The 25,388-nt window shown below is 62.7% G+C and carries 19 protein-coding genes; 7 read left to right on the top strand and 12 right to left on the bottom strand.

Going from position 1 to position 25,388, the window contains the following annotated elements:
- Nucleotides 1-364 precede the first annotated feature (364 nt).
- The 3 genes from C9F12_RS22435 to C9F12_RS01730 all read left to right on the top strand — a co-directional run bounded on the left by C9F12_RS22435 (nt 365) and on the right by C9F12_RS01730 (nt 2,806).
- Nucleotides 365-574: a hypothetical protein gene (locus C9F12_RS22435; RefSeq protein WP_162816361.1), complete on the top strand. Its 210-nt coding sequence runs from the start codon at nt 365-367 to the stop codon at nt 572-574.
- On the top strand, nt 571-1,857 hold the full coding sequence (locus C9F12_RS01735; RefSeq protein WP_108447758.1) for a GNVR domain-containing protein: 1,287 nt from the start codon (nt 571-573) through the stop codon (nt 1,855-1,857). The genes C9F12_RS22435 and C9F12_RS01735 overlap by 4 nt, the downstream gene beginning before the upstream one ends.
- Before the next feature lie 103 nt (nt 1,858-1,960).
- Entirely contained in the window at nt 1,961-2,806 is an 846-nt protein-coding gene (locus C9F12_RS01730) for an RNA methyltransferase (RefSeq protein WP_108447757.1), read from the top strand.
- Nucleotides 2,807-2,870: 64 nt separating this feature from the next.
- Here C9F12_RS01730 and sodC read toward each other — a convergent pair whose 3' ends face one another.
- The 12 genes from sodC to C9F12_RS01675 form a co-directional block, all read right to left on the bottom strand.
- Nucleotides 2,871-3,404, bottom strand: a complete 534-nt coding sequence (gene sodC, locus C9F12_RS01725; RefSeq protein ID WP_108447974.1) for a superoxide dismutase family protein — start codon at nt 3,402-3,404, stop codon at nt 2,871-2,873.
- A 273-nt stretch (nt 3,405-3,677) separates the two neighbouring features.
- On the bottom strand, nt 3,678-5,036 hold the full coding sequence (locus C9F12_RS01720) for a Na+/H+ antiporter family protein (RefSeq protein ID WP_045994850.1): 1,359 nt from the start codon (nt 5,034-5,036) through the stop codon (nt 3,678-3,680).
- A gap of 497 nt (nt 5,037-5,533) precedes the next feature.
- Nucleotides 5,534-6,565: a branched-chain amino acid transaminase gene (locus tag C9F12_RS01715; protein WP_108447756.1), complete on the bottom strand. Its 1,032-nt coding sequence runs from the start codon at nt 6,563-6,565 to the stop codon at nt 5,534-5,536.
- Nucleotides 6,562-7,791, bottom strand: coding sequence for a class II histone deacetylase (locus tag C9F12_RS01710; protein ID WP_108447755.1), 1,230 nt, complete (start codon nt 7,789-7,791; stop codon nt 6,562-6,564). Before C9F12_RS01710 ends, C9F12_RS01715 begins: the two co-directional genes overlap by 4 nt.
- A gap of 8 nt (nt 7,792-7,799) precedes the next feature.
- Nucleotides 7,800-8,156 (bottom strand): RidA family protein, encoded by a 357-nt coding sequence (locus tag C9F12_RS01705; protein WP_108132815.1) that lies wholly within the window; start codon nt 8,154-8,156, stop codon nt 7,800-7,802.
- A 91-nt stretch (nt 8,157-8,247) separates the two neighbouring features.
- The gene (locus C9F12_RS01700) at nt 8,248-9,282 is read right to left on the bottom strand and encodes a histone deacetylase family protein (protein ID WP_108447754.1); all 1,035 of its coding nucleotides are present in this window, start codon (nt 9,280-9,282) and stop codon (nt 8,248-8,250) included.
- Between the two features lie 41 nt (nt 9,283-9,323).
- On the bottom strand, nt 9,324-10,601 hold the full coding sequence (locus C9F12_RS01695) for a TRAP transporter large permease (RefSeq protein WP_108132764.1): 1,278 nt from the start codon (nt 10,599-10,601) through the stop codon (nt 9,324-9,326).
- Nucleotides 10,598-11,242 carry a TRAP transporter small permease gene (locus tag C9F12_RS01690; RefSeq protein WP_240184129.1) on the bottom strand — a complete coding sequence of 215 codons (645 nt, stop codon included), beginning with the start codon at nt 11,240-11,242 and terminating at the stop codon, nt 10,598-10,600. Before C9F12_RS01690 ends, C9F12_RS01695 begins: the two co-directional genes overlap by 4 nt.
- A gap of 64 nt (nt 11,243-11,306) precedes the next feature.
- Nucleotides 11,307-12,359, bottom strand: coding sequence for a TRAP transporter substrate-binding protein DctP (gene dctP / locus C9F12_RS01685; protein ID WP_045994863.1), 1,053 nt, complete (start codon nt 12,357-12,359; stop codon nt 11,307-11,309).
- Nucleotides 12,360-12,727: 368 nt separating this feature from the next.
- Nucleotides 12,728-13,492, bottom strand: a complete 765-nt coding sequence (locus tag C9F12_RS01680; RefSeq protein WP_108447972.1) for an AraC family transcriptional regulator — start codon at nt 13,490-13,492, stop codon at nt 12,728-12,730.
- A 154-nt stretch (nt 13,493-13,646) separates the two neighbouring features.
- Nucleotides 13,647-13,829: a hypothetical protein gene (locus C9F12_RS22430; protein WP_162816338.1), complete on the bottom strand. Its 183-nt coding sequence runs from the start codon at nt 13,827-13,829 to the stop codon at nt 13,647-13,649.
- Between the two features lie 181 nt (nt 13,830-14,010).
- Nucleotides 14,011-20,070 (bottom strand): carbohydrate-binding protein, encoded by a 6,060-nt coding sequence (locus tag C9F12_RS01675; RefSeq protein ID WP_108447753.1) that lies wholly within the window; start codon nt 20,068-20,070, stop codon nt 14,011-14,013.
- A gap of 512 nt (nt 20,071-20,582) precedes the next feature.
- On the opposite strand from C9F12_RS01675, the gene C9F12_RS01670 reads away from it, so the two are divergent.
- From C9F12_RS01670 to C9F12_RS01655, 4 genes are all read left to right on the top strand, one after another.
- A complete protein-coding gene (locus C9F12_RS01670) occupies nt 20,583-22,361 on the top strand; it encodes a type I secretion system permease/ATPase (protein WP_108447752.1) in 1,779 nt (592 codons plus the stop codon).
- On the top strand, nt 22,358-23,728 hold the full coding sequence (locus tag C9F12_RS01665; protein ID WP_108447751.1) for an HlyD family type I secretion periplasmic adaptor subunit: 1,371 nt from the start codon (nt 22,358-22,360) through the stop codon (nt 23,726-23,728). Before C9F12_RS01670 ends, C9F12_RS01665 begins: the two co-directional genes overlap by 4 nt.
- A gap of 302 nt (nt 23,729-24,030) precedes the next feature.
- Nucleotides 24,031-24,432 carry an MbcA/ParS/Xre antitoxin family protein gene (locus tag C9F12_RS01660; protein ID WP_108447750.1) on the top strand — a complete coding sequence of 134 codons (402 nt, stop codon included), beginning with the start codon at nt 24,031-24,033 and terminating at the stop codon, nt 24,430-24,432.
- Nucleotides 24,429-25,106: an RES family NAD+ phosphorylase gene (locus C9F12_RS01655; protein WP_108447749.1), complete on the top strand. Its 678-nt coding sequence runs from the start codon at nt 24,429-24,431 to the stop codon at nt 25,104-25,106. The genes C9F12_RS01660 and C9F12_RS01655 overlap by 4 nt, the downstream gene beginning before the upstream one ends.
- Nucleotides 25,107-25,388 lie beyond the last annotated feature (282 nt).

Genomic DNA, 25,388 nt, shown 5'->3' with positions numbered 1-25,388 from the left:
CTGGCTCCCCTTTCTCCTTTTATGCCCTGCCGACTCTTGCACGGAAGGCTGAACGTGACTTTCTTGGCGCTGGTGCCACGTCGATTGTGCACATTAAGGCATATCGCTGCTTACGGTTGCTTATGGTTGCTACAGCCGTTTTAGCAAAAAATAACTGGCCAAATAAGCATCTATGTAAAGATACATCGAGATATTGCTGGCGTTATGTAAGGAAATGCACGAAATAATCTATTTGCCGGCTTACAAACTCGCCTTCATCCTGCTACATTCGTGCCGCGAAAAAAGTGCATATAAGCACTACCTTTTGGCTCACGCAGGGCTGATAAACGCTATGTCAACATTAAAACACCTGGTGGCATCTCCCATGATGCTGCTGCTTCCGGGCGCTCTGGCGTTCAGCGAACGCCGCTATATCTCCGCGGTCATCATGCTCGCCGCGATGCTGGCTCCCATCTTCCTGCTGTATCTGGGTCTGGTCGACACCTCTCAATTCCTTCTTGTGGAAGTGTCTGTCCTGCTCGTTCACCTGCTCGCTCTGACGGCGAGGCTTGCTGTCTGGAATCCTCACGCATGAACTCTTTCAACCACCACTCCGTCGATCAATCCCAGCATCATTCCACCGACGAGATTGACCTGCGGGACATTGCCATCATGCTGATCAACGGATGGCGCTGGATCGCCGTCAGCATGGCAACCTGTCTCGTACTGGCGTCGATCTATCTGGTGGCATCGACACCGTCATACCATTCTTCACTCACCTACACCGAGACGAGTGATGGCCTCAATGTCATCAACCGCATTCCGGGGGTTGCCGTCACTCCCCAGCAGGCCGTTTCCGAGCTGGAGATTCGTCTGGGGAGTTACGAGCGCTTCCGCGTCTTCCTCGATCAGCACCCCGACTACGCCGACATGCTGATGCAGGATAGTGCCCCGGAACTCGAAGGCACGGTGCTTCGCACGCAGTTCCGTGAGTTGAAGGTAGCGCCTGGCGACCTCGCCGCCGGCAGTCCCGGGGAGGTCAGCTTCTCCTATCCCGAAGACATCGACGGCGCTGCATTGCTGAACCAGTACTTCCAGTGGTCGCAGCAGCAGTACATCACGGACCTGCTTGCGCGCGTCGACCGCAGCCTGGCCAGCGCCATTTCGCGCAACGAAGCCCAGATGGAGGCCCACCTGGAGGCCTACGACGCAGAACTGGATGCCACCGTCACGCGGATGAACGAGGAACACTCGGTTCGCCGACTCGAGCTTCAGGATCAGCTCGCCGCCGAACGCGCCGCGGAGCGCGCTTCACGCGAGGAGCGCATTCGCACCCTGGAACAGGCAGAAGAGATCGCCGGCATGCTCGGCATTTCCAAGCCGACGTCTCCGCTATCGCTGGGAGACGCCGATGACGCCGCGCGTATCGTCTACGACAACGTCAGCATCGGCAACGATCTGCCACTGTACTTCCTGGGTACCGAAGCCCTGGCGGCCGAGCGCGAGGTGTTGAAGCAAGGTCTCGACCAGCCCATCACCTCGCCGGCCATCCGTCAGATCGAAAAGCAGCTCGAACAGTTGCAGCACCAGCGGCGTATCGAAGCCTTCAAGGCCCGCGAGAATGACTCGCCGTTTATCGATGCCTACAACCAGCTGCGCCAGGAAAACACTCTACTGAGGGCCAACCGCATCACCGCCGACGACATCGACGTCGTCGAGGTAGTCAATGTGGCCTATCGCCCAATGCAGCCCGAAGGCCCCGGCAAGGCCCTGGTGCTGGCGCTCGCCCTCATCCTGGGGGGCATGCTGGGCGTGATGCTGGTGATGCTGGTGGCATTCAGCCGCAGCCTAAGGCGGTATCGTTCACAGACAGCCTGATCTTTCCACCATCGTCTCAGGGGCCGCCATCGCGGCCCCTTCGCTTTGGGCGAAAGTGGCGGTATGGTGTCGCTCGTTTACCCATCGACGGTTGCCGTGCTCCATGACTCAAGCCTTGCCCTTCGCCAATCTGCGCATCGTTCTCGTCCAGACCTACCATCCCGGCAACATCGGCTCCGCCGCTCGCGCGATGAAGACCATGGGACTCACCGATCTGGTGCTGGTCAATCCACGCGTCTTTCCCGATGAAGAGGCCACCCGCCTGGCCGCAGGTGCGGCAGATGTGGTCGAAAACGCCCGCGTGGTCGAACGTCTCGAGGACGCCATCGATGACTGTGTCAGGGTGGTCGGCGCCAGCGCCAGGCTGAGAAGCCTGCCACTGCCTCACTACGACGAACCGGACGAGATGGCCCAGGCGCTGGTGAAGGACGCAGTACACGACCCGGTGGCACTGGTCTTCGGCCGCGAGCGCTTCGGCCTGACCAACGACGAAATCCGCCTGTGCTCGCATCAGGTCAGCATTCCGGCCAATCCCGACTACGGCATTCTGAACCTGTCCCAGGCGGTGCAGGTGCTGGCCTACGAGTTGCGCCGGGCCTGGCGCCGACTCCCCTGCCCTGATGTCGATGCCGCCGTCGATCGCGATGCCGACACGGATACCGACACCGATACCGACACCGATACCGACACCGACAACGTCGCCACTTCGGGGACTCCGTCTCGGCTACGCCAGCCCACCCGCGAGCAGGTCGCCCACTTTCAGGCACATCTGGGCCGGGTGATGCGCGACAGCGGTTTTATTACCCAGCCCCACGCGCGCACCGAGGAACAGCTCCAGGCGCTGTTCGCCAGGGCTACACCCACGCGCAAGGAACTCTCGCTGCTGCGCGGCCTGCTGTCGTCGCTCGAGGCACACCTGCCCCCTTCCAGCGACGATCGCCAGGACTGACGTCACTACAGCAAAAGGCCCCGCCTGGGCGGGGCCTGGATGGCCATGTCGGGGGTGGTGTCGATCAGCCTTCGATGACGCCACAAGCGACGCGGGCTCCGCCACCGCCGAGCTTGGGCTCGTCGGAGTAGTTGTCACCACCGGTGTGAATCATGATGGCGTGACCTGCAAGGTCCTCCTCGCTGATGCGCGGCGCCAGGGTCGGCAGTGTCGCCTCGCCCTGCTGTCCCAACGCCAGCGCCGGCAGGTCACCCAGGTGGCCGTCACCGTAGGGGCCCTGGTGGGTGCCGGTGTCCTCCGGGTCGAAGTGGCCTCCGGCGCCAGCCGCCGCAACCGTCTCGCCATCCTTCTCGGCCGGCTCGCAGCTCGGGTTCACGTGAACGTGAAGGCCGTGGATGCCGGTATCCAGACCCTCAAGGTCGGGGGTGATCCTGAGACCATGCTCACTATCCTCGAAACTGATGGTGCCGAGGGAGTCGCCAATACCGTCGGTGCTGACGCTGTGCATCTCCACCTCCGTGGCGGCGTGGGCGGCGCCTGTTACCAGCAGGCCTGCCCCCAGCAAGCACGATCCGGCAAACACGCGTGCCTTCAACATCTTGTCGCTCCTGTCCATGTGTCGATCCTCTCCATCTGTGAACAAGTGTCTTGCTGCGCCCTGGGCTCGATAACTCCTTCATCTTCCCGGGAGCGCCACGACCCACCGGTCGATGAGTCTCCCCCAGCGTGGACCATATCGACGGATCTGCACAACCCGTAGCACTCATGTCTCACTATTGCAGTGGCTCACACGTCGATGTTCGGGCCGGGCCTGGCGCACAAAAAAACGCCCGCGCGAATAGCGCGGGCGTCTGGGCTTTCCGGCGGGCGATCACAGCGTCATCGCCGCCAGCCAGCCAAAGCCGATCAACGGGATGTTGTAGTGCACGAAGGTCGGCACCACGCTGTCCCAGATGTGGTCATGCTGACGATCCACGTTGAGGCCGGAGGTTGGCCCGAGAGTGGAGTCCGACGCCGGGGAGCCGGCGTCACCCAGGGCGGCGGCGGTGCCGACCAGGGCGACCGTCGCCAGATCGGAGAAGCCGAACTGTACCGCCAGCGGAACGAAGATGGCGGCGATGATCGGGATGGTCGAAAACGACGAGCCGATGCCCAGGGTGATGAACAGACCCACCAGCAGCATCAAGAGCGCCGCCAGGCCACGGTTGTCGCCGATGACCTCGACGCTGGCGCTGACCAGGGTCTCGATCTCGCCGGTGGCGGTCATCACGGCCGCGAAGCCGGAGGCCGAGATCATGATGAAGCCGATCAGGGCCATCATGCGCATGCCGCTGGTGAACAGATCATCGGCTTCGCGCCAGCGGAAGATGCCGCCCATGGACAACAGCGAAAAGCCCACCAGGCCACCCAGGATCATTGAGCCGGTATAGAGCTGGATACCGAGCGCAGCGACGATCGCTATCACCGACATGATCAGGCCCAGGGTGTGAGGCTCCTCGATCTCGCTGTGGTCGTGGCCATGGCCGTGGGCCGGCGTATTGCCAAGCTCCACCTCGTCATAGACCCGAGGCTTGCGGTAGGACAGGAACACCGCCACCAGAAGCCCGAGGAACATGCCGGCGACCGGCACACCCATGGCCATGGGCACCATGGCGCGGTCGATCTCGAGGCCCAGTGCGGCGCCAGCCTCGTTGATGTTGGCCAGCAGGATGTCGTTGAGGAAGATCGCCCCGAAGCCTACCGGCAGCAACATGTAGGGCGCGGTCAGGCCGAAGGTCAGGGTACAGGCGACCGCGCGGCGGTCCATTCTGAGCTGATTCATCACCTTGAGCAGCGGCGGAATCAGGATCGGAATAAAGGCGATGTGGACCGGGATCAGGTTCTGGGAGGAGATCGCCACCAGCAGCACGCTACCGATCAGCAGGTACTTGACCGTGGCCTGACGGGACGCGCTGGACTCCTGCCCCAGCAGAGTGATCAGGCGGCGTGCCAGCAGGTCCGGCAGGCCCGAGCGAGAGATCGCCACGGCGAAGGCACCGAGGGTGGCGTAGGCCAGCGCCACCTTGGCACCGCCACCGACACCGTCGTTGAAGGCCGCCAGGGTGTCCTCGATGGACAGACCACCGGCCAGGCCGCCCACCAGCGCCCCTACCACCAGGGCCAGCACCACGGAGACCCGCGCCAGCGACAGTCCCACCATCACCAGCACGGCAAGGATTACAGCGTTCATAGACGAATCCAGGTTTATGTTCGAGAGAGGGTTTGCGCAATCAAGGCTTGTCGGAAAAGCACCTGCGCTCGCCGGCTTTTCGTGCCAAGCCTGGTGCCTGGCGAGACGGCCTCGACTGCCGTACGCGACGGCGCCTGGGCATTTCGCCGGTAACAGGCGGCGCGAATGGTACCAGAAAAGTCCTGTGGCCGGGATGTCACCAAAGGGTCATGAGGCGGTTATCTGACTGACACACGCCTGGCCGATACTACCTCTGTGTTCAGGCGACACCGGGCAAGGGACACTGCCCCTCGAGCGTCACGGAGGCGACGGCGCGGGAAGCGCCAAGGGAGCAACACGGGCACAGGGAAGCTGCCCCAGGGAGGAAAGACGGCTAGCTGCGCCACGACTCAAGGGTCGTGGCGCCTTTCTTTGTGGCCATCGGTAAAGCCCTGTGCGCCATGCTTTGCCACTCTGGCATTCCGATCTATTGCCGCCGGATGGTTGTGTAAACCGTCCTAGTCGCTGTCTGTGTCAATATCCACTTCGCTATCCGTCGGGACCAGGTTCAGCCAGTCGGCGTAGCGCGCCAGGTCATGGCGATCTCCGTTGGTCGCCGGTGACAACCGACCTCGACAGACGTCGCGATACAGCCGCTGCAGTCTTGCCGTCAGGCTATCGGCGGCTATCGGCTCAGCGACCCCGGGTGCGCCGGCGCGGGCGCCGATATGGCGACCATCGAGCTCCCGCAACGGCAGTATCTCGGCGGCGGTGCCGGTAACAAAGGCCTCGTCGGCGATGTACAGCTCATCGCGGGTGATGCGGCGCTCATGCACCTCCACGCCCAACACCTCACGCGCCAATCGGATCACGCTGTCCCGGGTGATCCCCTGCAGGCAGGAGGTGACCTCCGGCGTGTGCAACACCCCGTCTCGATAGAGAAAGACATTGGCCGCGCTGGCCTCGGCCACGTAGCCTTCGGCGTCAAGCATGATCGCCTCGTCAAAGCCCGCCTTCACCGCCGTATTCAATGCCAGCATGCTGTTGACGTAGTGGCCGCTGGTCTTGGCCCGACAGGCGCTGATATTGACGTGGTGGCGCGCCCAGGACGAGGTCAGGGCCCTGAGCCCGACGGCAGCGGTCTCGGCGCTGACGTAGGGTCCCAGGTCCCAGGCCACCACCATCATCTGACAGCTCAACGCCTTGGCGCGCAGCCCAAGGCCCTCGGGACCGAGAAACACGGTGGGCTTGAGATAGGCATCGGTCAGTCCGTTGCGGACCAGGCACTGGCTCTGCGCCTCGATCAGCTCTTCATGGCTCCAGGGCACCTCGAGGTCGAGGATATGGGCGCTGTCCAGCAGGCGTCGGGTATGCTCGTGGACCCGAAACAGCCGGGCATTGCCGTTGTCGTCACGATAGGCGCGCACCCCCTCGAAGCAGCCCATGCCATAGTGCAGCGAGTGGGTCAGCAGATGGGTCGTGGCCTCCCGCCAGGGCAGCCATTCGCCGTTCTTCCAGATCCAGCCGTCGCGCTGGTGCAGTCCACTCATGTGCCTGGCTCCCTGTCCCTGTTCCTGTCCCTGTTCCTGTTCCTGTTTGCATCGCTGTCCCTGCCACAGACGCAGGCGATAGCCTCTTCAGCCTGGCTGTCGTCGTGGGCCTCGGTGATCTGCCCAGGCCAGTCGCGCCGCCAGCCGTCGATCAGTTCGCGCTGGTGGGGCTGCAGTGCCTGATAGCCCCAGGCAGCGATCTCGTCGTTCTGTGGGTCATCCACGCCGATGTCGCTGTCGGCCAGCGCCTGAATCACGGCATGGCCACACAGCGGGACATAGCCTTCCGAATAGCCGCCTTCGTGGACGACCACCAGGCGCCCTTCACAACATCGCTGAGCCAGCGCCTTGACCGACTGGGCCATGCGCCCGAAGGCATGGCTATTGAGCAGCATCTTGCCCAGCGGGTCCTTGGCGCAGGCGTCATAGCCACAGGCCACCACGATCAGATCCGGCGCGAAGGCCTCGATGGCCGGCAGCACCAGGCGCTCGAACGCATAGTCGTAGGCGCCAAGCCCCGAGCCCGGCGGCAACGGCAGGTTGAGACAGGACCCCGGCGCGCCCTCACCACCCTGCTCGTCGAAGCCACCGGTCTCGAGCGGATAGTTGCCGGCCTGGTGCAGCGATACCGTCAGCACCTTGGGGTCGTCCCAGAAGGCGCTCTGCTGGCCGTTGCCGTGGTGTACGTCCCAGTCGAGGATCGCCACCCGCTGCACCAGCCCCAGCGCCTTCGCTCGCATCACCGCCACTGGAATGTTGCCGAGCAGGCAGAAGCCGCGACCGCGATCGGCTTCGGCGTGGTGCCCCGGTGGACGGCACAGCGCATAGGCACTGGCGTGGGTGCCACGGGCCACCGCCTCCACCGCTGCGATGGCAAGCCCGGCGGACTGCCGGGCGCTGGCCAGACTGCCCGGGCGATAGGGCGCGGCCTCGCCGGCATCGCCACCCAGGCCCGCATCACCTGCCTCCAGCGCATCAAGGTAGTCTTTCGTGTGGAAGCGCTGCAGGTCCTCGCGGCCGGCCGCCGGCGGCTTCACCACCTCAAGCTCGTCGATCAGCCCGCTGACCTCCAGCAGGTTCTTGAGACGGCGCTTGCTCTCCGGGCTCTCCGAGGCCGGCTGGGGCTGCAGCCAGGGCCCTGGCGCCGAAAATACCCCGATCGCCCCCTGGTCGTGCCAGAAGCAGCGCTCGTGCCAATAAAAACCCGTCGTCTTGCTGTGGCTCATGGGTGACCTCAGGCCTGGGGCAAGGCGGCCACCACCATGATCTCGACCTTCCACTCCGGCCGGGCCAGGCGCGCTTCCACCGCGGCACGCACCGGCGGACGACCGGGGCTGACCCAGGCATCCCAGGCGGCATTCATCTCGTCAAATTCGGCCATGTCGGTAACCCACACCTGGGCCGAGATCAGTCGATCCTTGGAGGTCCCGGCCTTGGCCAGCAGTTCGTCGATTCGCGCCAGCACCTGCTCGGTCTGGCCGCGCATGCCTTGGCTGGCGTCCGCCGGTACCTGGCCGGAGAGGTAGACGGTGCCATTGTGCACGGCGATCTGGCTCATGCGGTCGTTGCTGTCGTGAAGGGTCGGGCTCATGGTGTTTTCCTTGTGGGAGATCATCCGCGGGATGATCGTTGGGCTAAATATTGAGCTGTTCAGGGCTGTATCAGGCTTTATCAAGCTATGGTCAGGCGTCGTTGAATCCGCGCAGGAAGGCGGCCAGGTTATGGCTCAAGGCCGCGGTCGGATAGCCGCCCTCCTGCACCAGCACGGTGGGCAGGCCCAGCTCACCGATCTGGCGACCGATGGCGACGAAGTCCGGGGTTTCAAGCGTCAGCCCCGCCAGCGGGTCGTCCTTGTGGGCATCGAGTCCCAGCGCCACGACCAGCGCGTCCGGGCTGAAGCTCGCCATGGCGTCGAGCAGCTCATCGAGACCGGCCTGAAAGGCCTCGATACCGCTGCCCAGTGCCAGCGGCACATTGAGGTTGGCGCCGAGTCCAGGACCGATACCGGTCTCGCCGGCACCGCCCCAATAGTAGGGATAGAACTCGCTGGGATCGACGTGCAGCGATCCTGTCCAGACGTCGCCACGGTCGTAGAAGATGTCCTGGGTGCCGTTACCGTGGTGGAGGTCGATATCGAGGATCGCCACCTGGGACACATGCTCGCGCAGCACCGTGGCCGCCAGGGCGGCGTTGTTCAGAAAACAGAAGCCCCCGGCACGATCGGGACCGGCGTGGTGCCCCGGCGGACGACACAGAGCGTAGGCGGTGCCGCCGCCGGCGACGATGCTTTCGGCGGCGGCCTGGGCGGTAGCGGCACTGGCCAGGATGCCTTGAAAGCTGGTCTCGGTCATCGGACAGGCCATGTCGTGCATGTGCCAGCCCACCTGCCCCACCGGATGGCGCGGGTAGTGCTTGCCGCCGCCGCAGGGGTGGACGTTCGGCGCCACAAATTCGGTGGCGTCCGGCAACGCCTGCCAGCGGGCATGGATGGTCTCGAGAAAATCCAGGTAGCGCTCGCTGTGGATCTCCTTGAGACGCTCCCTGAGCGTGGGACTGTCGACCTCGGCCGGCGCGGTCAGGGCCAGGCCGACCTCGGCCAGGCCTTCGCTCAGAAGCTCCGCCCGGCGGGGCCCTTCGGGGGAATCGGTAAGGGCTCCACGCTTCAGGAACTGAGGCGGCGCGTGACGTTCCTGGTCAGGATGGTAGAAAAGTTTCATCTGAATCTGTCTCCGGTGATGACGCTCCGTCACTGCTCACATCAGTCGAGCAGCGAGGGGATCCATGTCGATAGTGCCGGAAAACCCGCCAGCAACACCACTACCAGGATAAAGGCGGTATAAAACGGCAGCGACGCCAGGATCGCCTTTTCGTAGGGGACCTGGGCGATTCTTGCCGCCGTCATCAGCGTCATGCCCACCGGTGGCGTGACGTTGGCGATGTTGAGGGTGACGATCATGACGATGGCGAAGTGCAGTGGATCGAAACCCAGGCTGACCATCGCCGGCACCACCACAGGGCCGATGACCACTAGCGCCGGCAGTACATCCATGACCGTGCCGATGACGATCAGCAACAGGCACACCAGCAAGATCTGCACGAAGGCGACATCGCTCAGGGAGGTGATCAGGCTCGCCGCCTCCCGGGCGACGCCAGAGCGGGTGACAAACCAGCCGAGCACCGCCGAGGTCGCCAGCAGAAAGAACACGACACCGGAAAACTTGACCGTGGTCACGAGCGCCTGGGCCACCTTGGCCAGGGTCAGGTTGCGATAGAACAGCATGCCGATCAGGATCGCGTACACTGCGGCAAAGCCTGAAGCTTCGGTGATGGTGGTCATGCCCGAGAGTATCCCGCCGAGGATGATCAATGGCACCAGCATGGCCGGCAGCGCCGAGAAGAATGCCAGCAGAGCCATCTTCAGCGGTGTCGGCGCCTGCTTGGGGTAGCCCCGTCGCCAGGCCAGCACGATGCTGGTGGCCAGCAGCGCCACGGTCATCAGAATGCCCGGCACGATGCCTCCGGCAAACAGGTCGATGACCGAGACGTCCCGCAGCAGGGTGGCGTACACCACCATCACCACGCTTGGGGGAATGATCGGCCCGATGATCGAGGAACAGGCGGTGATCGCCGCCGCGTACTCGGCGTCGTAGCCCTGCTTCTTCATCTCCGGAATCATGATCTTGCCGATCGCCACGGTATCGGTGATGGCGGCCCCGGTCAGCCCGGCGAAGAACAGCGACACCGTCACGTTGACGTGAGACAGTGCCCCCCTCACCCGGCCGAACAGCGCATTGTTGAAGGCGATCAGCTTCTGGGTCAGCCCGCCCTGGTTCATCAACTCGGCGGTAAAGATGAAGTACGGCACGGCGATCAGCATGTAGCCGGAGACACCGGAGAACATGCGATCGGCGATGATCCCCACCAGGCGCTCGCCGCCCAGCTCATAGACCCCGGCAACTCCCGAGATCGCCATGACCACTGCGACCGGGGCGCCGATCGCCAACACCAGGATAAAGGCCAGAATCGCGGCGGTCATGAGCGTGGCTCCCGGGCGACGGCGTCGCCTTGTGGTGAAGAGGGATCGGCAGATGCGACACGGCTGTCGACCGCCTGCTCGACGTTGCTGCCGGCGCCATTGTCATTGGAATGGATCGCCTGCTCGATCACCGCGTCGCTGTCGATGAAGTGCTCGAGCAGTGCAAAGCCGTGCACCAGATGCAGTGCGATGATGGCGCCGGTCAGCGGCACCGCGAAGGTGGTCCACTTGTAGGAAATCTGAATACTGTCGGACACCATGTAGCTCTGGCGGGCGTTGGAAAAGAAGTCCCAGCCGTAGAACATCATCAACACCGCCAGCGCGCCGATGACGGCCAGGGTCGCGCCGGCTGCCAGCACCACCAGTGGGCGCGGCAGCAGCTTGACCAGCAGTGTCATGGCCACGTGCTCGCCGGAATGCAGCGCGATGGTCGAGGAGATGAGCCCGATCCACGGCAGGAACAGGCGGGCCAGGGAGTAGGTCCAGCTGAGCGCGCCGCCGGTAAACAGGGTGTACAGAAACCCGGTGAACGAAATACCCAGCATGGCCAGGACACAGCCGACGCAGAACACGATGGCGAGGCGATTGACGCCGTCGCTCAGGCGCTGGAGCCAGGCCTGAAGAGATCGCAGTGATGACATGACAGGAGAACTCGGGCAAGGCGGTGGGCACTGGCGGGGCGGCCTGGCCGCCCCGCCGCGACAATCACTGGCCGTAGCGGCTGTAGGCCTCTTGCGGCAGCGACTGGCGCAGGCCATCGACCTCGGCCAGCAGGTCGTCGATCAAAGCGGCGTCGAGCCCGAAGTCATCGACGATCCAGCTCTTCCAGGCTGGACGCGCCACCTCGGCCATGCGCTGGCGCTCTTCTGCCGGCATCAGGTAGCACTCCTCGAAGATCTCGCAGGACGTCTGCCAGCTGGCGGTCGCCAGCATGCCGGAAGCACCATGGCTCAGACTGACCGCCTCCCGGGCGGCGTTGGTGATGACCCGCTGGTGCTCCTCGGGCAGCTCCTGAAACCAGCTCTCGCTGACCATCCAGCTGGCGCTGTTGTACACGTGCCCGGTCAGGGTGGTGTAGTCGGTCACCTCGTCCAGGCCGAAGGTGGTGTTGATCACCGGCGCGTTGAACTGGCCGTCGGCGAGCCCGGTCTCCAGCGCGGTGATCAGCTCGCCCCACGGCAGCGGTGTGGCGGAGGCACCCAGCGCCTCCATGGTGGCGACATGGGCCGGATTTTCCTCGGTGCGGATGTTGAGCCCCTCGAGGTCGTCCACGGTCTTGATCAGCCGCTCGTTGTTGGTGAAGGCGACAAAGCCGCCACCATCATCGAAGGTCCCCAGATACCGCATGTCCGCCTGTTCGATGGCGCCCTGCATGAAGTCGGCGAACCACTCGCCATCGAAGAAGGCCCAGGCCTGGCGCCAGTCATCGAACAGGAAGGGGGCCGTCACCGCCTGATACTCGGGGTAGAACGACGACATCGCGCCGGAGGTCAGAATGGCGGACTGCAGCGCCCTGCCTCCGGCCTGGACCTGGGAGCCGGTCTCCACCTCGGAGCCCATCTGGCCGCCACCGAAGATGCTGACGGTGACGTCGCCTTCGGTGCGACTTTCCACCAGCTCCTTGAAGTGGACCAGGGCAGGATAGATGGCGTTGTTGGTCAGGTTCTCGGGGATCAGGGTAGCGATGGCCATCTCGTAGGACTGAGCCTGCGCCTGGGACGCCATCAGCGCCAGCGGCAACGCCGCGAGCGCCAGCATCGGCGCTCGTCGCCGCTGTCTGGCCCGTTGGCCACGCCGCGCGCCAACCCCGTGGTTGTCGTGCGAGCGGCGGTCAGCTGAAATGCGGTCATCAGTGTGGGCGGAGGCAGGAAGGGAGGTCGAAGACATCGGTAACTCCGGTTGTTGTCATGGTTGTTGTCATTGTTGATGGCGCCGAATCGAGGCCGGCGCCGAGTGACTCCTTTTCAGGCTATGCGCGAAACCCATCGTCAACTTGCCCGAGACTACGAAAACCTTGCCCGAGGCTCAGGCAAAGCTTGTCGTCGGGCGCAACGTCACCGCGACGAGAGGAGAAAAGTGACAGGTGGCGTAGCGCGAGAGCCGAGAGAGGCTGGCTGAATCGCTGTTTAGAAACCTGAGCGTTCCTGGGAGGGCGCCACCCCATGAACCCTGCGATAGGCTCGGGAAAAACTGCCCTGGTCGCGAAAGCCCACCAGCGCCCCAATCTGCCCCAGCGGCAACTCGCTGTGGCGGATCAGCGCCTGGGCGTGGCTCAACCGGCGTCGACGAACATAGGCCTGCGGCGTCATCCCGGTGGCCTGGCGAAAGCTGGCGTGGAAGTGACCGGGGCTGAGCGCGCACAAGGACGCCAGGTCATCCACGCGAATGTCGCTGGCCAGGTGCCTATCGATCCAGTCGTCCAGCAGACGAAGATCGAGCCGACCGCTGACGCCCGTCGATCGTGCAGGGGCACAGGTTTCGCTGGAAGCCTCCAGATGGAGATAGAGCGCGCGTAACAGAAGCGCTGCGATATCGTTGCCCAGGGTGGGGAATTGGTCCAGTTGCCGCATCAGGCTGTCGGCAAGCCGCTGCAGATCGGGGGGCACCGCGAAGAAACGCGGTCGCTCGAACAGTCGGGCCACGTCGACGTCCGGGAGCCCGAAGACCACCGGCACGTCGAGTACGAAGGTACGATTGTTGCCGTCTCCCAGGTAGTCGTGATGGCAGTTGCCTGGAATCAGGCAACCACGCTCGGCGGTGACCCGTTGCTCCCGCCCCTCAAGGGATAGTTCGGTACTGCCGCAGGTGGGCAGAATCAACTGGTGGTAACCGTGCACGTGGGACACGTGCTCGTTGGCCAGGGTCTTGGTCCTGAGATCGATCCGGCTCACGATCGCCTCGCCTGAAGAAGATACCTCTACCATGCCGCTCACCGAACAGCCTGACAAGCCGGGGCGAACGCCCGGCTTCACGCGACCTCAACGCTTGTCGCCTGGTCATCCTTGTGGCGGTGGCATGGCGGCCTTTGTCAGACTCGGCGTCTTCTCAACAGCGACCCTTCTTGGCCTGTCCCGGCGGACAGAAGTCGCCACCGTCATGATCTCGATGGTCGCGATGATCGTCGTCAATGATGATCAGCGGCTCCGGCGAGACCCGTGCAGGGTCATAGCTGCAGCCCACCATCAACACGGCCATCACGAGGATAATCATCCATCCTGCGGTTCGCATATGCACAACTCCTTCAATTCAGACTGACGTCAGGCTAACGCAAACGGCGTCTTTTCGCCGCTGTCGACGCTTCGCAACACCCGGTGTCTGTCAACAGCGACAACTACTCTCTGGATCCGGCGCCCACAAAAATGCCGCTCCCGGGGGAGCGGCATTCACACGGTTGGCAGTGGCAAGCCTGTCAGAACAGCTCGTCGGGCTGCTGCTGGGGCAGGCCCTGCAGATCCAACGGAACGACCACATCGGGCACTTCCTGAGCAGACTCGCCCTGCTCGGCGGCTACGGTGAAGCGCGACGACGGCACCACCTGGTCGGTTTCCTCCGGCGGGACACCGTTGCCATCGTACATCGGCTTGATACCCTCGATGACGAACATGTTGTCGTTGTAGTCGTGGTTGGCTCCGGGATAGTCCTGGATGACCAGGTAGGTATCGGGAATCACGTTTCCTTCACCATCTAGGGCCTCGAACAGGCGTACCAGATAGCCCCTCTCCAGATCGGGAGCGTCCGCTGGCGGCGTTCCGGCCCCCGACGGGTTGAGCGAAGGGTCCGACGACAGGGTGGCCACCTCGATACCAAACAGATCGTTGCCTCCCCAATTGTTGGGGATATCATCACGCGTGAAGGTTCCCTCTGGCTGGTTACCCTCCAGCGTTATCGGCAGAAACGACTGGTTCTGATCCTCCGCGTGCCGGATCAACTTGATATCCTGGGAGGTATTCTTGAAGGCATGAAGACCAAAGGCCGAGACACCAGCACCGTGGAGAGCCACTATCTGGGTCACCTTGGCTTCATCGACCCCGTCGGCCAGGGTCCAGTAACGCGACAGCACTTCTTCCTCGCTGACGGCGCGATAGAAGCCAAAGTCATCGAACGCAGATCCCTTGCCCCCTCCTTCCGTAGGCAGGCCTCCTATGCGATTGCCGAATCCCGCCACATTCCAGACTTCATCTACCGTGGGCTCCCAGCCGCCCTCATCCTGAGCCTGCCAGAATCCCGCCAGCGTCAACTCCTGGACAGGGGAATCGGCATCGTTTGTCACCAGTCGTAGACTCCCGAAGAAGCTGCCGTCATCGGCGTTGGTAGCGGGCGGACGATAATTCGCTCGATCGAACAGAACATCGATTTCGAGCGACTCCCCCGGCGCCAGCGTCAAACCTTCAAGGGCCGCCGCATCGGCGAGCACGAAGGGGCCGTCCAACGAAACATCGAGAATCGTCAAGGGGTCGCTGCCATCATTGGAAATGACCGCCTTGGCGCCTTCCTTGAAGTCCCTATCCGGGCCACCAAAATCATTTTCTTCCAGATAGTTGAATAGCAGGCGATCGCTGAAGTAGTTGACGTCACCGCTCTCCAGACGCACCTCGGCGTCGGCAACGACAGAGACGGGCGTCACGTCCAGATAGTCGATGCGCTGACTACCCAGGTCATCGGAGACGATGTGCAGACGGTATTCTGTCCCGGGCTCCAGCTCGACGTAGTAGGACTCCTCACCCGACGTGCCGGCTCCGGGGAAAGTCATCAGGGTCAAAGACTCGCCATTGAGACTGAGCGCCAGATCATCGCCACGCAGCACACCGGCATTGGCCGCCAGATCGAGCCGATAGAGCCCCTTGGAGTCGACCTCAAAGAAGAAGTCCGCGCTGCGCGGGTCGACGCTGAGCGCCGAGATGCCTTCCTCGAGCTCGATGCGAGTGCCCTCGGTGGCGTCGGCTGGGCCAAGGATGGAGGCGCGGATGGCTTCGAGCGATTGATCCGGCACCCACAGCAGATCGATATTCGGGCCGACCGCTTCCGGGGCCGTCAACACCAGCGTATTGATGCCGGCCTTCAGGCTGACCACCACGTTCTGATACACCCAGTCCGAGTTGTTTTCGCTGAGCCCTTCGAATCTCAGATTGGGCTGCGCAACACCATTGATGCCGAAGGTCAGGGGTCGATCAGACTTGGTCTGGGACAGGTGGTAGCGGAAACCGATTTCATAGCTTCCCGCTTCGTCGACGCGAATCGACCAGGTAATGGTCTGATCCTCCGACCCCTTGTAGTCGACGTAGGCATTCTCGGACACGTTACGATCATCGGCCACCTCGACCACCCTGGCACCGTTGAGCAGAGCCCCCTCTGCCTCGTAGATATCGAAGCCGGGTGAAGGCTCATGAATCACCTCCAGTTGATCCACGTTCGGCCCGGCCTGTGATACCGACTGCAGTCGCACCTCGACCTCGCCAGGGTTCAGATTCACCTCAATGTCCTGGGTCATCCAGAAACGCCAGCGATCGGATCCCTCGAGGCTGTCCGGCGCCGGCGGGAAGTCGGCGACGCCGACACTCTGGCCATTGACGAAGACTTCCAGCGGGCGGTCCGAAAAGCCACCGTTGGCGTAGCGAACGCGCAGCACGGTATCGCCACCATCGCCGGCTTCCACGGTGAAACCGAAGGTGATGGCGTCCTCGGCATTCCTGCCGAAATCGGCGTATCCGCCACCGACGCCGTCGTTGTCGTCCAGATTGCCATCATTGCCGAAGCTGCCCGGTTGCAGTCCCGGTACCTCACTGGCGATCCCTTCACGGATGATGATCTCGGCACCACCGCCCTCGCTGATAGTGGCGCTGGTACCATCATCCGGGGTGTTGTCCTCGGCCTGGATGGTGGCCAGTACCCGCGTCATGTCAGTGCCCCCCCCGGTCGACGTCGGCTCGACCGGATCCAGGCGGACCAGCTGACTTTCGCCGGTCAGTCGGTTGAGGGTGACCAGGTAAAGGCGTCCAGTGGCCGGGTTTTCGATGATATCCAGGGGATCTGTGTAGGTAATGACCCGCCCCTCTGCATCTCTCAAGACATCGTCACCGATGACCTTGCCCTCGGCATTCACCGTGATCCAACGAACATCGTCCCCCCCGGAGTACTCGGTAAACAGCAGACTGCCCTTGAAGGCGTCACCAAAGGTATCGCTGACGTACTCGGTCACGCCGTTGGCAGAACGATTCTCTCCCAGCGAGTAGGCGTCATCGATGCGATAGTTGGGGTCGGGCTGGATACCCGGATCATAGGACGTGACCTCATTGATGTCTTCCAGGCGGGTCGGGTTGCCGCCGTTGAGGATAAACTCGTCGTGCAGCGGATTGGGGTGGCCGTAGTAGCCGCCCTGCTCGACCTTGAACAGGTAGTCGTCCTGCTTGGCCACGTTGGTGACCGACTCGTCGATCAGCGTAGAGGGATCGTCCGGTACGGCGCCGCCCGCCGCCGACCCGTTGGTCGGCGTGTACAGGTAGCCGTTGGAGTGCCAGACCAGGTCGTAGGCATTGCGAATACCGGTGGCGAACACCTTGACCACAGCGTCATCGGCATAAGGATCGTAGAAGGTCTCCAGCACGACACTATCGGCGTCCTGAACGCTGGCGACGCCATTTTCGTCAAACACCAGAAAGCGTCCATCCCCCATGGGAATCGGGTCGTTCTTCAGATCGTTGTCATCATCGACGAAGCGAGTCTGGTCGTCCGGTAACGGCTCGGTGGTGACGTCAAAGCCACCCTCCGGCGGCGTCCGGGACGGATCCACTTCCAGCACGGCACCGGCCAGCAGGCGTTCGGGCCGGTTGCCCCAGGCACTGTCATCATCACCCATGGCGGTGTTGGAGCCCTGGGTCAAGTAAAGCAGATGGGACGGCTCATCCGGCGACGTTTCAGCATCGAACGCCGGATTCTCGCGGAACTCGATGCTGTTGGTGACGTGATCCGCCACCGAACGGGGGAGTCCGGTCAGATAGACCTCGGCGCTGCCGCTGAAGCTGCCCCCCTCGTCCAGGGTTATCTTCAACAACCGCCCGCTGAAGTCGGGGGTCGAGGTGTCGCGCCCGGACAGCGGGATCGGATAGTTATCGGTCACCCACAACACCTGAGGATCGGTCGGATCCACGGCGATACCGATAATGCCACGCCGATTGTTGAAGGCGTCGGCGTCCGGCTGCATGAACGGATCAAGCGCCAGCGCCAGGACGTCACCGTCCCCTAGCGAACCATCTTCCGGGTCCAGCGCATAGCGCACGATCTGTCCGCCCATACTGACCACGTACAGCGCGTCACCGGTCGCGCTGACCTCCAGGGAGGTGAAGCCAAAGGCACCGTCGACGGCACCATCCAGCTCCACCGTGCCTTCAAAGGCCACATCGCTGGGCAGGATGTCCGGCTCGGCGCCAGTGACAAAGGTATTGGTGTACTTCAGGAATTCTCGAGTGGGCGAGTTGCTGTCACTGTTGTCGCCACGATCCTGGAAGCCATCGATCACCAGGCTGTAGCTGGTAAAGGGCTTGAGCGTCTGCTTCGGAGAAAGGGTCAGCGAATCGAAACCACCGGTGGTGTTGATATCGAAGGCCACCTCGATGCCGGTGACGGTCTCGAACAGTCGCACCGAACCATCGCTGAGGCTCTCCAGCAGCGTGCCTCCTCGGCCCTCGACCACCTGAACCCCGACAAAGATATCGGAGGTGGGATCGACGCCGGTGGGCAGGCTGCCGTCCTCGCTGTCCAGATCCACCTCGACGGTATTGGACCCTACTCCGGCGATGGCCCGGGCATCGACAAACTGCGCATAGTCTTCGCTCGCCGGCTGCTCATCTCCAGGCGTCAGATCCGGTAGAGGACGAATCTCCACGTACTGCAGCTTGACGTTCTTGCTGTCGACACCGAGTGCATCCAGGGTCAGACGACCATCGGTGACCTCCACCACTCGGGTAACCAGGTCAGAGCGCAGGCCCTCGGTATCGTTGGTCGCGTTGGCATCGAGGGGGAAGTCGCTGGGACGACCTGGCGCAAAAGCATCATTGAAGGCGCTGCCTTCGGCATTGACGCTGTAGTAGGCGTCGAAGTTGCCCGACACATCACCCACCGACAGCGTCACCTCATAGAAGCCGGGCTCCAGCTCTATCTCCCAACCGGCATCGACGAAGCCGTCGCGCTCGCTGGTCATCTGAGCAAAGGTCGCCTGGCGCGGGTCCAGGCCGACGAAGCGCTCGGAACGATCCACCAGGGTAAAACCACCCTGGTTGGCCAGCGATAATGGATTGGTGCCGTTCTCTGTTCCGTCGGCGATGCTTTCCTCGGTGACCCAGCCGTAGCGGTAGGTCTTGCCATCCACTATCAGCGACTGCATGCCGAAGGCCTGACCGGTATCCGCGACATGGCCCTCGGGCACATCGGCGCCCTGGGGCTGAAAATTGATCCTGAAGGTCTCTCTATCGCCCGCCTCGACGATCATCGGCGACAGCTTTACCACATCAAGATTGGGGCCGCCCCTGCCGATGTTCTCCAGGCGTACCGTGTGCGTCCCTGCCTCGAGCTCGAGTTCAAGCGATTCTTCCCGCCAGCGTTCCCAACCCTCGTCGCCAGCCCCGGTGGAAGCAAACTGGAACTCGCCGACCTCGACGCCATCAATGTAGAGCGTCATGGGGCGATCTGTGCTGCCACCATTGGCATAGCGAGCGTCCAGTCGGAAACTACCGCCGTTCTCCACGGTCACTTCAAATATCCCGGCGTCGCCGACGTCGTTGCCCAGGTCAAGGTAACCTTCCCCGCTGTAACCCGGCCTGAGAGAATCCACGCCGTCGCTTTCCAGGCGCGCAGCGGTATCGGCCGGGCGGCTTGGATCCGACTCCTGGTCATCGATGGTGAAGGTTTCTGCCTCGAACGACATGATGCCAGTTTCGGGCTCGGGTTCTGGTTCTGGTTCGTCTTCCACCTTTACCAGTGTCAGCTGATCCAGGTTGGGTCCCTGGTCCACGCCGCCCTGCTCTGCCGTCGGAATCGACAACAGCAGCTGATGCGTGCCCGGCTCAAGCTCAAGGTCGACTGTCACTTCCTGCCAGCTGCTCCAGCTACCTGAGCCGGGAAAGCTCACCGACGTCGTGACGCCACCATCCACCTGAAGCGCCAACGGACGATCACTGTTGCTGCCGTTGGCGTAGCGCAGGGTCAACTGATAACTGCCAGCCTCCTCGACGCTGACGTCATACTGGACACCGTCTCCGGGGTCCCGGCCAAGATCCACGTAGGCATTGTCGATGGCGCCCGGCCTGGCATTGTCCCCGGATATCACCTCCGTCACGGCCTTCTGGGACCCACTGTCCAGATCGATGATGGTGCCTACCTCTGCCTGCCATACCAGCAGACCGGTATCCGATGGCACAGCTAACGCCTGGGCGGCTCTACCCGCGACAGAACTGACCACCTCTTCTTTGCTGCTCATGGTGACTCCAAATTTTTTTCAAATGTCATGCACCATGAAAACCCTTTTACATTTGGAAACAAATAGCCAATATCTCACGCCAACATCAGATAAAAAGAAAAATTTTCTATCCAACTACCTCGCCTCGATCAAGGTTTTTCTAAAATGACAAAAACCTTTCAAGCGCATATTAATCTTACGAAAACACTCTTTCCTTTTTAAAAACAAATACCTTTTGTATCACTAATATCGTCGCTGACGAAAACAGCAAACATATTTTCAAAAAAACAACGATAAAACACCAAAATAATCTTTTTATTTCTTCATTCTTTTTGCCAAAACAACCATCTGTGTAAGCTACTGAAAAGTCGTTTCAGCGAACTTCTCGCTGGCCTCTTTCTCCTTGCCAACTCCATACTGCACCCCATCACCTATCGGGCACCACGCGATACGACGCCTGACGTCACTCTTTCTTCTGCCTGTCCCTACCACCAAGCACTTCGCCGTAAACCCAAAACACGAGATGCCTTTACATGACCCCCACCCGCTATAGCATTCGGGAGGCGATGCTTCACTGCCGGCGCGGACTCTTCGACGTCGGCCTGTTCAGCCTGTTCATCAATCTGTTGATGCTGGTGCCATCGCTCTACATGCTGCAGGTCTACGACCGGGTGCTGACCAGCCGCAGCGTCGAGACCCTTGTCATGCTGACGCTGGTCGTCGTGTTCCTGTTCGCCGTCATGGGCGGACTCGAGTGGGTTCGCTCTAGACTGCTGGTGCGCATCGGCAACGCCCTTGACGAACGACTCCAGCCAGCGATCCATCAGGCCATCTACGATCAGGCCCTGCGCCGTCCGGGTGCCACCTCGACCCAGGCGCTGGATGACTTGACCACGCTGCGCCAGTTCGTCTCGGGCCCCGCCCTGCTGGCCTTCTTCGACACGCCATGGATCCCCCTCTACCTGGGGGTCCTGACCTTGTTTCATCCGCTCTACGGGCTCTTTGCCCTGGCCGCCGGCATCCTCCTGCTGGCCCTGGCCGCGATCAACGAGGCCTGCACCCGGGGACTACTGAAGCAGGCTGGCGCTCACCAGGTCGCCAGCCGCGATGAAACCGCCGCCAACTTGCGCAACGCCGAGGTGCTCCATGCCATGGGCATGCTGGAGAGCGTAAAACGGCGCTGGCAAACGCAGCACCGTGACTCCCTCGCACTGCAATCCCGGGCCAGCGATCGTTCAGGTGTACTCACCCACCTTTCGAAGATACTAAGGCTGCTGTCCCAGTCGCTGATCCTCGGCCTGGGGGCATGGCTGGTGCTGAAGGCGGAGTTGACACCGGGGATGATGATCGCCGGTTCGATCCTGCTGGGGCGAGCTCTGGCCCCCATCGATCAACTGATCAATGGCTGGAAGAGCTTTATCGCCGCCCGTAACGCCCGTGAACGCCTGGGCCAACTCATCGCCAGCGAAGCACCACCCCCGCCGATGCCGCTGCCCGCGCCGACGGGCCAGCTTTTTCTTCAGCAAGTCTGCGCCGGCCCACCCGGGGCCACTGTCGCCACACTCAACGCGATCAGCGTCGACCTCAAAGCTGGCGAACAACTCGCCATCGTCGGCCCGAGCGCCTCGGGGAAATCGACCCTGGCACGGGTAGCCCTGGGCATCTGGCCGAGTCTCGACGGTTGCGTGCGCCTCGATGGCGCCGATATCCAGCGCTGGGAACGCAATGCCCTGGGGCCCCACCTGGGCTATCTGCCCCAGGACGTGGAGCTGCTGGCCGGCAGCATCGCCGAAAACATCGCTCGTTTCGGCCCGGTCGACGCCGAGGCTGTGCTCAAGGCGGCCCGCCTGGCCGGCGTCCATGAGTTGATCCTCAAGCTCGACGAAGGCTACGACACCACCATCGGACACGGCGGCACGGGGCTGTCGGCCGGCCAGCGTCAGCGTATTGGCCTGGCCAGAGCCCTGTACGGAGAGCCAGCGCTGGTGGTGCTGGACGAACCCGACGCCAACCTGGACGAGAGCGGTGAGCGGGCCCTGGTGGAAACCCTGGTACGCCTGCGCCGACTCACCACCACGACACTGGTCATCACCCACCGACAGCGCCTGCTGGCCCAGGTCGACCGGGTGATGGTCCTCGACGACGGTAGAGTGACGTCCCTGACCCCGCCCTCCCCGGCCGGCGGGGTTCGGCTCAAGGGCGCTGTGCCCTCGGCGCGGGTGGTAAAGCAAGTCGCCGGTGCCGGTACATCTTCTTCGCCGCGCCCCCCGTCCGACCTTGCATCATCTCCCAGCTCGAGGACGCCACGATGAGCGCTCAAGCCTCTGCCTCGGCTTCCTTCAAGCCCCCCGCCATCGACTCGAGCTCGGCCGCCGCTGGTACCGAGGATCGCGTACCGGTGGACCTTCGGCCCTATCGCCGCTGGGGCTTTGCCATCCTGCTGGTGGCCTTCGGTGGCTTCGGTGTCTGGTCGGTCACCGCTCATCTGGCGGTGTCGGTGGTCGCCCCCGGTTCGGTCTCGGTGGAAAGCTTCACCAAGACGATCCAGCACCTGGAAGGTGGCATCGTCGCCGACGTGCTGGTCGAGGACGGCGATCACGTGGAAGCCGGCGACCCACTGATCGTGCTGGACGACACCCAGGCGCTGGCGCAACAGCGCATCGCCGAGACCGAGTACCTGATCACTCGGGCCAGTGAGGTGAGATTGCTGGCGGAACAGGCCGACAGCGACAGCCTGGCCTTTCCACAGGAACTGATCGCGTCCAGCAATTCGCGGGTGCAGGAGGTGCTGGGCGTGCAGCGGCGCCTGTTCGAGGTACGCCGGCAATCGCTGGACGATACGCTGGCCGCCCTGGACCAGCAGATTCTTCAACTGGAAGAGCAGATCACCGGCCTGGGGCAAACCCGCTCGATCACCCAGCAACGCATCGACTCGCTGGAAGGTGAGGTCGCCAACCACCGCAAGCTGTTTCGTGACGGCATGATCAGCAGCCAGCGTCTGCGTGAGCTGGAACGCGAGAGCCTGGAGTATCAGAGTGACAATGCGGGACACGCCTCGGAGATCGCCCGACTGCGCGCCCAGATCAGTGAAAACACCCTGAACAAGCAGATTCGCCTGCAGGAATTTCAACAGCAGGTCGGCGAAGCGCTACGTCAGGTCCAGGCAGAGGTCGCCGACGCCGAAGAGCGCCTGGTCGCCCTCAATGACACCCTCGCGCGCACGCGAATCACGGCCCCAGTGGCGGGTACCGTGGTGGACCTGCAGGTGCACACCCTGGGCGCCGTGGTACGTGGTGGCGACCCGCTGCTGGACCTGGTCCCGGCCGGCGACGGTTTCGTGATCGAGGCCCGCGTCCCCAACCACGATGTGGATCACCTCTACCCCGGCCAGTCGGCGGAAATCCGCTTCAGCGCCTTCAACCAGCGCCTGTCCAATGTCATCGACGGCGAGGTGGTCCGCGTCAGCGCAGACAGCTTCGAGGACGAAGCCACCCGCCAGCGCTACTACAAGGTCCGTGTCGGCGTGACCGACCTGGGCAAATCGCAGCTGACCGACAACATGCGTCTTGTCGCAGGCATGCCGGCAGAGGTGATGATCCTCACCGGGGAGAGAAGCTTCGCCAGCTATATCACCAAACCGATCAACGACATGCTCGCCCGGGCCATGCGTGAGGAATAGGTGAAGTGCAACAACTGAATAGCAATCACCAAACCACTGATTCAATGGCGACATGCTCGCTAGGGCCATGCGTGAGGAATGACGAAGGAGCAATCACCAAACCGCTGATTCAATGGCGATATGCTAGCCCGGGCCATGCTCCCCGCCTCCCCCGTGACACTCTCCGCCACCGTGGCACTCTCCACCACGGTGACACTCCCCATCACCGTGACAGCGGCCGCCAAATGAGCGACAATTCCTTAACTTTTACCATTTGGCGCCCATCTTCCAACAACCAGTGCCGTCAATGCGAGGAGGTTGTCATGGCGATTGCGCAACTGACCGCTGACAAGCGTCGCGACATGGGTGCGGCTGCGATGAGGACCTATCCCAACATCATCCGTGACTGGGGACTGCCTGAACAGGACGCCGCGGTGTTGCTCGGGGTGGCCGATTCCACCTATCGACGCTGGCGCAAGGATCCAGAGTCTGCGCGATTCGATGTCAACCATCTGGAGCGCATGTCGCTGATCATAGGAATCTACAAGGCCCTGCAACTACTGCTGCCGCGCACGGATGCCGCCGATTCTTGGCTACGGCGTCCCAACAGCAACCCGCTATTCGGTGGACGTCCCCCTATCGAAAGGCTACGCCAAGGCCAAGTGTCGGACCTCTATGTCGTGCGTCAGCATCTCGATGCGGCAAGAGGGGGCGGCCACGCGTGACCTTTCCGGTCTCTCGGGTGACCTGGCGTCCCTGCTACCGAATCGTACCCTCACGCTTCCCACCGATCGACCTGTTCGAAAGGGTTGCCGAGCCCGGTGATCGGGAGCTGCTCCAGGAGCTGGAGGGGGCGACTTCCCCGCGCCTGAGGGAGCAGGCCGGTGAGATACACCTGGTGAGGGACGAAGATCGTCGCTATGGCCCTGGCTGGACGCCGGTGATGGCGGCTTTTTGCCATTTCAACAGCCGCGGGACCAGATTCACCGATGGCACCTTCGGCGCCTACTACACGGCGATGAGCGAGGCTACGGCCATTGCAGAAACGCGATATCACACAGAACGGTTCCTGAGAGAATCCGATGAGCCTCCCATGCAGGTGCAACAACGTGTCTATCTGGCCAATCTCGACGCCGAATTGCTTGACCTGAGAGGAAGCCCGCCTGGCGCCGATACTCTGATCGCACCAGATGACTGGAGGGCCAGTCAGGCCTTTGGAAGACGCGCCTGGGAAGACCGCAGCGACGGTATCGTATACCCCAGCGTGCGCGACCAGGGAGGCCAATGCGCCGCGATATTGCGACCTCCTGCCGTATCCGCGACATGGCAGGGGCGTCACCTCGGGTATGAGTGGGATGGACACCAGATCCGACACGTTCTCGAATTGCGGCTCGTCTGAAGTACGCTTTAGCGCTGGTTCGACGGCGCCATGCACACGCGCAGACTGCCAGTTCCAGGAAGGGCCCCCCGAGGGATCAAACAGTGCGATCAAGCAGAGGGATCAAGCAGTGGGAACAAGCTGCCGGGTCAAGCAGAAGAAGATGACGAGGACCGAGTTGGACCACTCGGCTCGTTGATGGCAAGAAAAAGAACTGCGCGGACCAAGGTTCAGGGGGGGACGGTCCGCGCAGGGCCAGCTCCCTGCCGGCACGGGACACCATGACAGCGACTCTGCTGCATC

Source organism: Halomonas sp. BN3-1 (assembly GCF_003056325.1).
In the GTDB taxonomy this organism is placed as follows: Bacteria; Pseudomonadota; Gammaproteobacteria; order Pseudomonadales; family Halomonadaceae; genus Halomonas; species Halomonas litopenaei.
Note: the sequence above shows the minus strand (reverse complement) of the source record. Positions and strands in the feature narration are given on the sequence as shown.

Bases quoted from the DNA above. Each gene is read 5' to 3' on its own strand.
- C9F12_RS22435 (WP_162816361.1), top strand. From the start codon at position 365: ATGATGCTGCTGCTTCCGGGCGCTCTGGCGTTCAGCGAACGCCGCTAT.
- C9F12_RS01735 (WP_108447758.1), top strand. From the start codon at position 571: ATGAACTCTTTCAACCACCACTCCGTCGATCAATCCCAGCATCATTCC.
- C9F12_RS01730 (WP_108447757.1), top strand. From the start codon at position 1,961: ATGACTCAAGCCTTGCCCTTCGCCAATCTGCGCATCGTTCTCGTCCAG.
- sodC (WP_108447974.1), bottom strand. From the start codon at position 3,404: ATGTTGAAGGCACGCGTGTTTGCCGGATCGTGCTTGCTGGGGGCAGGC.
- C9F12_RS01720 (WP_045994850.1), bottom strand. From the start codon at position 5,036: ATGAACGCTGTAATCCTTGCCGTGCTGGTGATGGTGGGACTGTCGCTG.
- C9F12_RS01715 (WP_108447756.1), bottom strand. From the start codon at position 6,565: ATGAGTGGACTGCACCAGCGCGACGGCTGGATCTGGAAGAACGGCGAA.
- C9F12_RS01710 (WP_108447755.1), bottom strand. From the start codon at position 7,791: ATGAGCCACAGCAAGACGACGGGTTTTTATTGGCACGAGCGCTGCTTC.
- C9F12_RS01705 (WP_108132815.1), bottom strand. From the start codon at position 8,156: ATGAGCCCGACCCTTCACGACAGCAACGACCGCATGAGCCAGATCGCC.
- C9F12_RS01700 (WP_108447754.1), bottom strand. From the start codon at position 9,282: ATGAAACTTTTCTACCATCCTGACCAGGAACGTCACGCGCCGCCTCAG.
- C9F12_RS01695 (WP_108132764.1), bottom strand. From the start codon at position 10,601: ATGACCGCCGCGATTCTGGCCTTTATCCTGGTGTTGGCGATCGGCGCC.
- C9F12_RS01690 (WP_240184129.1), bottom strand. From the start codon at position 11,242: ATGTCATCACTGCGATCTCTTCAGGCCTGGCTCCAGCGCCTGAGCGAC.
- dctP (WP_045994863.1), bottom strand. From the start codon at position 12,359: ATGCTGGCGCTCGCGGCGTTGCCGCTGGCGCTGATGGCGTCCCAGGCG.
- C9F12_RS22430 (WP_162816338.1), bottom strand. From the start codon at position 13,829: ATGCGAACCGCAGGATGGATGATTATCCTCGTGATGGCCGTGTTGATG.
- C9F12_RS01675 (WP_108447753.1), bottom strand. From the start codon at position 20,070: ATGAGCAGCAAAGAAGAGGTGGTCAGTTCTGTCGCGGGTAGAGCCGCC.
- C9F12_RS01670 (WP_108447752.1), top strand. From the start codon at position 20,583: ATGACCCCCACCCGCTATAGCATTCGGGAGGCGATGCTTCACTGCCGG.
- C9F12_RS01665 (WP_108447751.1), top strand. From the start codon at position 22,358: ATGAGCGCTCAAGCCTCTGCCTCGGCTTCCTTCAAGCCCCCCGCCATC.
- C9F12_RS01660 (WP_108447750.1), top strand. From the start codon at position 24,031: ATGGCGATTGCGCAACTGACCGCTGACAAGCGTCGCGACATGGGTGCG.